Source organism: Variovorax sp. dw_954, assembly GCF_018449755.1.
In the GTDB taxonomy this organism is placed as follows: Bacteria; Pseudomonadota; Gammaproteobacteria; order Burkholderiales; family Burkholderiaceae_C; genus Variovorax.
In genome coordinates this window covers 1-8902 of record NZ_JAAVVD010000053.1, presented here as the reverse complement: position 1 = coordinate 8902, position 8902 = coordinate 1, and the positions used below count along the sequence as shown (strand labels likewise).

Here is an 8902-nt window from a genome sequence, read left to right as displayed (position 1 = left end):
TGCCATCACCGACGGCGGCGGGCACAACCCGCGGCTCTTCGTGCAGGCGCAGAAGAGTTTCTGAAAAGGCCAGACATGAAGCAATTCAACAAGAGACCGGCGCTGCGGCCGCTCGCGCTGTCGCTGGTCTGCATGGGATGCGGGTCGGCGCTGGCGCAGATCCCGTCGGGTTTCACGACGAGCTCGAACAATCTCTCGATCACGGGCGCCGACACGCCGTCGATCATGGTCACGCAGGGCAAGCTCAACACGCGCGACGTGGCGACGTGGGCCACTTTCTCGATCGGTGTCGGCAACTCTGTGTACTTCAAACAGCCCAGTCCGAAGAGCGTGATCCTCAACCGCGTGCTGGGCGGCGGCGAGTCGCAGATCATGGGAACGCTGAAGTCCGACGGCATCATCTTCCTGGTGAATCCGAGCGGCGTGACCTTTTCCAAGGGTTCGTCCGTCAACGTGGGCGGCCTGGTGGCCTCCACGCTGGCCATCGACCCCGCGGATTTCCTTGCTGGCCAGTACAAGTTCGGCGGTGTTGCCGACAGCACCGGCAAGGTGACCAACGACACCAACATCGTGGTCGGTGCGCGGGGAACCGTGGCGCTGGTCGGCGGGGAGGTCCACAACACCGGCACGATCAACGTGGCGCAGGGCTCGATCGGCCTGCTGTCGGGGCGCACCGCGCAGATCGGCATCGACGCGAATGGCGACGGGCTCACCACCTTCGTGGTTTCCGCGGATGCGGCCAAGGCGCTGGTCGAGAACACCGGCACGCTGCAGGCCGATGGCGGGCGGGTCAACCTGAGAGCCGGCATCAGCATGGATGCGGTGGCGCAAACGGTGATCAACCAGACGGGCACGGTGCGCGCGCAGTCGATGACGCAGCGCAATGGCGAGATCGTGCTGGAAGGCGCCGGCGGCGTCGTCCAGGTCGGCGGGACGCTCGATGCCAGTGCGGCGGATGCGAGCAGCGGCGGCACCATTGCGACCGTGGGCGCCACGGTCACCGTGGCGCCCACCGTCAGCATCGATGCCCACGGCGGCGCGAACGGCGCCAACGGGAGCTGGACCCTGACCGCCGACACCGACCTGCGCGTGCGCTCGCCCGACGAGACCACTGCCTTCGCGCAGGTCAGCACCGTGGACACGAAGACGATCGGCAACACGCTCGGCAAGGGGACCGACGTGGTCCTCGAAAGCAAGGCGGCCGCGATCGGCGATTCGCCAGGCGGCGGCGTCGTCTTCGCGCAGGACAGCCAGGTGCTCAAGGACGCGGGTCTTGGTGCGGCCACGCTCACCGTCAATTCACAGCGCAACATCGTGATGGAGAACGGCTCCAGCATCGTGTCGAAGTCGGGTGCGCTGAATGTCAATTTCGATTCCGACTCGGCCGGGTCCGATGCCGCGCCAGCGATCGCGGTCGTCGTCGACGTACTCCCCCCGCGACGCGGGGACATCGTGTTGGGCTCGGCAGATATCCCCACCAACGCAGCCGGCGGGCCGACGATGGGCGCCACGATCCAGACCAACGGCGGCGACATCAACTTCTATGGGCAAGGCAAACCCGCGACGGGGCGCGCCATCACTGACACGGTCCAGCTGCCCGGGGAGGGCGGGCAGCCGCCCCAGGTCGCGGGGATCGAACTGAACCGCAGCACGGTTTCGACATGCGGCATGGGTCAGGACACCTGCAATGCAGGCGGCAACATCAGCATGCGGGGCGAAGGCCAATCGTTCGTCGTGCCGGTGGGCAACGGGACTCAGGCCCTTGGCGCCCCGGGTGTGCGCATCAATGGCAGCACAGTGACCACAGGGTCGGGCAACATCGCCATCGAGGGACGCGGCGGCCTCGGCGAGTCGGGCATCGACGTGGCTGCGGCCACCTTCTTCGGTGAAGGCAACGTCGTCATCAACTCGGGAATCAACGCCGCGACGGGCGACATCTCGTTGCTGGGCAGCTCGCGCAACGTAGGGAAGGACGATCCGCAGCCCACTTTCGTCTCCGCAGGCAGCGGCATCACGATCGACGGAACCACGCTCGCCACCGGCGGCAACCTGACGCTGAACGGCACGTCCGCCGACATCAGCGGCATCACCGCGAACGCGGGGAACGTGGGCCAACTCTATGCGGCCGGCACCGGCGTCAGCCTGATCGATGCGAACCTCTCCGCAGGCAACGGCAAGGAACTCAAGGTGCTGGGCACCACGGGCAGCCAGGAGTTCGAGATCGTCGGGCCCGCGACAGCGCCGACGGTGCAGACCAACTTCGGCAACGCCTATGCCGTTGACGTCAACCGCGGGCAGATGACGGCGCCGGGCGGCAACCTCACGGTGGACGGGCAGGGCGGCAACGTTCGGCTGGATGCCTGCTGCACCCCGCTCGGCGGGGCGCCGCTTTCCGTAGCAGGGTTTACCGAGAACGACATCGGCGTGCTCCTGAGCACGGCCAGCACCACCGGGCCGGGCGGAAACATCACGGTCCAGGGCCGCAACGTCCTGATGTTCAACGGCGACGGTGGGGAAGTCGTCGCGCTCGACAGCAGTGGCGTGGGCAAGGCCGGCACCATCAACGTCCACGCGGTCGGGGCCGCGGGCCCCGAGGTCAGCGGCGTGCTTGCGCTGGACAACACCGCCGTGATGGTCGCCAGCGCCTCCGGGCCCACGGGCGATGGCGGCAGCATCACCGCCAGGGGCGATACCTCGATCGAGGCCCACGGCGTGTTCGAGGCGAAGGGCGGGGCGAGCGGAGGCAACGGCGGCCAGATCGAAACCTCGGGCGGGGCCTTCGATGTCCAGGGGATTTCGGTCGATGCCTCGGCGCCGGCCGGCACGGCAGGCACCTGGCTGATCGATCCCTTCAACGTGACCATCAACCACGGCAACGGCGGCGGCGCCGGACTGGGCAGCTCCACGTTCACGCCACTGGTCGACTCGACCATCCTGGACGGCGACATCAACAACGCCCTCGTCAACAGCAGCGTGACCATCAACACCGGCACCGGCGGCCCGGCAAACAACGGGTCGATCACGATGAACACGGTGCAGATCGCCTACGCGGGCGACAAGGGCCCGCGCTCGTTCACGCTCAATGCCAACCGCGACATCTCGATGTTCGGCGGAACCATCGCCGGCTACGGCGCCGCGCCGCTCGACGTCACGCTCAATGCCGATGCCAACAACTCCGCCGCGACCACCGGCGCCGCCGGATCGGTGAGCCTCTTCAACGGCGCCGCGATCTACAGCAACGGCGGCAACATCGCGATGAAGGGCGCGCTGGGCAAGCTGGACTTCGACGGCTGCGCCGTCTGCATCGCCGGTGCGACCGTCGACTCGCGCGGTGGCAACACGGTGACGGCCACGGATGGCGAAACGGGCATCAACACCTACTCACAGGGCCTGGACGCCAATCCGGGCGGCAACATCTCGCTGGTCGGGCGCGACAGCCGGGTTCCCGACGGCTTCCAGTCGACCTCGGCCGCCGTGCTCATCAACGGCTCGACCCTCAATGCCTCGACCGGCAACGTCGACGTGCTCGGCACCAGCACCCTCGGCGCCGGCATCGAGATCACCGCCAACCAGGGGCTCAGCGGCATCTTCACCACCAGCGGCGGGATCACGCTCACCGGTGTTGGCAGCTTCGCCGGCAACATCTTCTCCACGCCGGGGCATGGCGTGGTGATCGATGGCGCAACCGGCTTCTCGACGGGAACGCTCCAGAGCATCGACGGCAACATCACGGTGAACGGCCTGCGACTGGCCGGCGCCGCCGGCACTGCGCCCGACAACGGCGTGCTGCTGGGCAGCCGTTCGCTGATCGCGTCCACCGGCACCGGCAACATCACCATCACCGGCGAAACGCAAGGCGCCGCGGCGGGCGTCCTGATCGCGGCTGCGACGCCGCCCCTGCCCGCGCAGGAGATTCCCGGTGCGCCCGGTGCACTCGTCACAGGCAACAACGTCGTGGTGCTGCGCGCCGCGAACGACGGCACCGTCGACGCGTTGTCGGTGGGCGCGCACGACGAGGGGCCGACCGTCATCGCGGGCACGGTGCTGAACCTGCGTCCGGGCGGCGTCGATGTGGCGGGCACGCCGGACGCATTGGTGGTCACGCCGGTCGATCGCACGGCCAACCCCATCACGCTGGGGGGCGCCGCGGCCAACGGCTTCGCGATTTCGGCCGACACGCTCACGCGCCTGCAGGCGGACACCTACGTCGTCGGCAGCAATGCGCATGCCGGCAACATCGACGTGGTCGGTCCCCTGAACATTGCCAACCTCACGCTGCAGAACGGCGGCGGGGGCAACATCACGCTGAACGCGCCGGTGCAGGCCACGCAACTCGGCCTCGTCAGCGGCGGCAACATCACGCAGGCCGCGGGCGCGCCGATCACGGCGGGCAAGCTGCTGGCGCTGTCGACCGGCGGCGACGTGGTGCTCGACAACCCGGCCAACAACGTCAGCACCGACACGGTCGGCGGCGGCGCGGCTGGCCGGTTCACTTACGTCGATGCCGACAGCGTCGCGATCGGCGCGGTCACCGTCACCGGATTCGATGCGGCCGGCAACCTGCCGCAGCCCGTCGCCAGCACCTCGATGGCGGCCGACCAGGTGCTTGTGCGCACCTTGACCGGCGACCTCGTGCTGGCCGGCAACGTGAGCAGCACCACGTCCACCGACCTGGTCGCCGCGGCCACCTTCCAGAACCCCGGCAACTTCACCATCAGCGGCGCGCCGTGGCGCGTCTGGGCAAACACCTGGGTCGGCGAGACGCGCGGCGGGCTGGCGGGCTCCGGGCCGCTGCCCAACTACTACCACTGCGCCTACCTCGGCCTGTGCACGGTGACGGTGTCGACCACCGACAACCACTTCATCTATGCGCAGCAACCGACGGCGGTCGTCGCCATCGCCAATGCGTCGCGCGTGGCCGGCACCGACAACCCGCCCTTCGTGTTCAGCGTGAGCGGGCTGATGTTCAGCGACTCGAATGCCGCGTTCAGCGGCGCCCTCAGGTCGGCGGCAGACCGCAACAGCCCGCCGGGCGTCTACACGATCGATGGCGTCAACTTCGTGTCGCCCGCGGGTTATGCGTTCACCGTCACGCCCGGGCGCTTGACGGTGACGGAGGCGCCCCCGCCACCGCCACCGCCGCCACCCAACGCGCCGCCACTTCCGCCACCGATCAGGCGCACGGACTTCTCCGGCCTGCCAAAGCCGGACGTGGTGCGCGAGGAGCCCACCACCTATGTCTACGATCGCAACCTCGGCCAGGCGCCGATCTGCCTGGCCGGCGGTGCGCTCGACGGTGACCGCGCCGACCAGGGCGGCGACGTGCTGGCGCGTGAATGGTCACGCGTGCGCTCGCGGCCGAACCTGCTGAATTGCGTCAACACGGATCGGCGCAATGGGTGTGCGGATTTCTAGGCGAGCCGCAAGGTGAACCGCACGGAGCCGGCGCTTCCGGCTCGCGGCGCCTGTGTTGTTGCGACCTGATGAGCCCTCAGGATATGCAGTCCGCTACAGTCGCGCGATGGCACCAACAGTTGTCCGCGACGGGCAATTCCGATTGTTCTTCTTCTCTCGGGAAGAAGAGCGCATTCATGTGCATGTCTCGCATCCCGACGGCGAGGCAAAGTTCTGGCTCACGCCGCAAGTCGCTTTGGCCACGCAAACGGGCTTGTCAGCCAAGCAACAGCGCGAGGCACATGCCGTTGTCGAGGCTCATATTGAGGAGATACGCAATGCCTGGAATCACCACTTCGGCAATTGAAGTCACCCATGTGTCCAAGCATGGCTTCTGGCTGCTTCTTGACAGCGAGGAACTGCTCGTGCCGTTTGCGGAATTCCCCTGGTTCAAGCGCGCCACTATCGAGCAACTGACGGACGTGGAATGGCCCAGTCGGGGCCATTTGTACTGGCCTCAACTGGACATCGACCTTTCCGTGGAGTCCATTCGTCATCCTGAGGCGTTTCCGCTAGTCGCCAAGGCCAGGCGCTGACAAAAACCGGGGCTGACTGATCCAGTCGAGCCTTGCACCGCTCGATCAGATCCTCCCCGCGCGCACCTCCAGCGCACGCTGCAGGTCACCCGTATAGGTCCGCAGCCCCTGGTGCTCCAACCGCGATTGCGTGTCCGCGAACACGCGCCCGCCGATGGATTGCCAGCGGCGGCAGAACGCGTAGTCCTCGGTCAGGTAGCGGCCGTTGCCGGGCTCGGCCATCACGTCGAAGAAGCGGTAGTGCGGCCAGCCGGCGGCGCGCGTGTCTAGCGAGGCGTCGGGCGTGTAGCGCAGTTCCGGCATGGCTTCGGCCAGCCGGGTGAACACCGAACGCTCGATCAGCATGAAACCGGTGGGCGCATCCAGCACCTCGACGAAGCCGTCCGCGTCGACCGTGCGCGGCTGCGGCAATGCATTGAACGGGAACTGCGCATGCCGTGCCTCGAAGTCGGCGCGCGTGCTGCCTGCGGGCATCGCCGAGCGCAGGCCATCGGCGGGCCAGCCATCGGTCTTGCAGGGATAGACGCCGGCCGCCACCTCGCGCCCGGCGAGCAGCAGGCGCAACGCGGCCTCGGGCTCGAAGCCGATGTCGGCATCGATCCAGAACAGGTGCGTCCATCGTGTGTCGGCCATGAACTCGGCCACGAGCCGGTTGCGCGCCCGCGTGACCAGGCTGTCGCCATCGAGAAAGCGCGTCTGCATCGAGAAGCCATGCGTCCACGCCAGGTTGACCAGCCCGAGCAGGCTGCGCACGTAGATCGACGTGAGCACGCCGCCGTAGTTGGGCGTGGCGATGAAGGGGCGGATGCCTTGGAGCGCGGTCAGGGGAAGCATGCGCCGATCAAGCCGACACCGCCACCCGCCGCGTAGACAGCAGCGCCCGCAGCTTCGCCGGCGCGACCGGCTTGGTCAGCAGCAGCACGCCTTCCTGGCGCAATCGCTGCAGCACATCGGGTCCGGTCGCACCGGAGATCAGCACGGCCAGCGCATCGGGTTGCAGGGTGCGGGCGCTGCGGATCACCGTCATGCCGTCGTCGTCGCCGGCCAGTTGCAGGTCGCAGAGGATCGCGTCGAAGGGGTTGCCGGGCCGGGCCATCAGGGCCTGCGCCTCGGCCGCCGTGGCCACGCAGTCGACGCGGCAGCCCCATTGCGACAGCAGCGTGCGGCTGCCGTCAAGGATGACCGGGTCGTCGTCCAGCACCAGGCAGTGCAGGCCGGCGAGCTGCGACGGCGGCTTGGCCTCGGGCACGCGCACCGGTGCAGGCACCGCCTCGGCGAGCGGCAGCTTGAGCGAGAAAGTGCTGCCCGCCTGCAAGGCGGAGCGCAGCGAGATGCGGGTGCCCAGCAACGCCGCGATGCGTGCGCAGATCGCCAGTCCCAGGCCGAAGCCCTGGCGCCGGTCGCGCTCGGTGTTGGCCACCTGGTAGAACTCCTCGAAGATGCGCGCCTGGTGGATCGGCGCGATGCCCACGCCGTTGTCGCGCACCTCGATGCGCACCTGCTCGCCGCGGCGTCGTGCAACCACCATCACGGTGCGCTCGGGCGCATGGCGGATCGCGTTCGACACCAGGTTGCCCAGCACGCGCTGCAGCAGGCCCGGATCGCTGCGCACGGCCAAGCCGCGCGGCTTCCAGATCAGCCGCACGTTGGCCTCGGCGGCCTGCGCGGCATGCTGCGCCGCCAGCTGGTCGAACAGCGCCACCAGCGGCACGGTGGTCACGCTCGGCGTCAGCACCTGCGCATCGAGCCGCGAGATCTCCAGCAGGTCGTCCAGCAGCACGCCCATGAAGCCGGTGCTTTCCTGCAGGCGCTGCACCGCCGGCCGTTGCGCGGCGCTGGCGGTGGCGACCAGGCCGTCGATGAACAGGCCCATCGCATGCAGCGGCTGGCGCAGGTCGTGGCTGGCCGCCGCGAGGAAACGGGCGCGCGAGAGCGCGGCCTGCTCGGCCTCGGCCATGCGTTCCAGCGCCACCGAGGTGGCCTCGCGCACGCGCTCCTCGCTGATCTGCTGGTTGCGCTGCAATCGCTCGGCCAGGCGGTTGATGTCATGCGCCAGCCACGCCAGTTCATGCCCGCGCTTGGGCGACTCCTTGCTGCCGACGACTTCGCAGCGCGCGTCGAACTGTCCGGCCTCCAGTTGCGCCACGGTGCGGGAGATGCGGCGCAGTGGACGCGTCACGGTGCGCGCCATGTGCCGCACGGCGGCCCAGGCCACCAGCAAGGTCAGCAGGGCGATGCCGATGCCCGTCATGAGCGACAGCGTGCGCTGCCGGGTGTAGCTGGTGGTGTCGCGAAAGGCCTGCACCAGTCCGATCGGCGCCTGCCCGGCGGAGCTGGCGCCCTCCGGCGAGAAGGCCGTCGCCCGCGATGCCTCGCGCAGGGTGACGGGCGCGGTGTACACGCGCAACTGGTCGACCGGCGCGGTGTTGCTCCCGGCGTTGACATAGACGCCGGCGCTGTTGCTGATCTCGATGCGGGTGACCTGGCCGCCGCGCAGGGCGGCATTGGCCACGTTCTGCAGCGCCGGCAGGTCGCCCGCGTAGAGGCTCAGGTCCGACATCGCGGCCACCTGCAGCGCCACGGCGTGGCCTTCGGCGTTGAAGGCCGCGTCCAGCGCACTGAGCCGACTCTGCGTGAACCAGGTGGTGAGCGCCAGCGCCGCGACGGCGCAGGGCACCAGTCCCAGCCGCAGCAGGTCGTGCTGCAGGTTTCCGCGCACGACCAGCGGCGCGCGCTGTTGTTGCAGCGAGGCGGCTTCGGTGTTGCTCACCGCGTTGCGGGTGGACCCTGCCGTGCTGCGGGCCTTCATCGCACCGCCGTGACGCGTTCGGTCAGCTCGCGCTCTTCCGGCAGGCGCAGGCCGAGGGCCCGGGCGACGGTGGCATTGACCCGCACCGTCGCCGGCGTGGCCG

At 68.8% G+C, this 8902-nt stretch carries 5 protein-coding genes; 3 read left to right on the top strand and 2 right to left on the bottom strand.

The features are described from left to right. Window positions 1-75 precede the first annotated feature (75 nt). The 3 genes from HB681_RS36995 (at window position 76) to HB681_RS36985 (ending at window position 5990) form a co-directional block, all read left to right on the top strand. The gene (locus HB681_RS36995) at window positions 76-5415 is read left to right on the top strand and encodes a filamentous hemagglutinin N-terminal domain-containing protein (protein ID WP_213959884.1); all 5340 of its coding nucleotides are present in this window, start codon (window positions 76-78) and stop codon (window positions 5413-5415) included. A gap of 106 nt (window positions 5416-5521) precedes the next feature. Further along, window positions 5522-5761: a DUF4160 domain-containing protein gene (locus HB681_RS36990; protein WP_213959883.1), complete on the top strand. Its 240-nt coding sequence runs from the start codon at window positions 5522-5524 to the stop codon at window positions 5759-5761. Beyond that, entirely contained in the window at window positions 5733-5990 is a 258-nt protein-coding gene (locus tag HB681_RS36985) for a DUF2442 domain-containing protein (RefSeq protein WP_213959882.1), read from the top strand. The genes HB681_RS36990 and HB681_RS36985 overlap by 29 nt, the downstream gene beginning before the upstream one ends. A gap of 45 nt (window positions 5991-6035) precedes the next feature. On the opposite strand, the gene HB681_RS36980 is transcribed toward HB681_RS36985, so the two are convergent. Both HB681_RS36980 and HB681_RS36975 read right to left on the bottom strand, forming a co-directional pair. Then, complete coding sequence (locus HB681_RS36980) at window positions 6036-6824, bottom strand: hypothetical protein (RefSeq protein ID WP_213959881.1); 789 nt, start codon at window positions 6822-6824, stop codon at window positions 6036-6038. Window positions 6825-6831: 7 nt separating this feature from the next. Then, complete coding sequence (locus HB681_RS36975) at window positions 6832-8799, bottom strand: hybrid sensor histidine kinase/response regulator (RefSeq protein ID WP_213959880.1); 1968 nt, start codon at window positions 8797-8799, stop codon at window positions 6832-6834. Window positions 8800-8902: the final 103 nt, after the last annotated feature.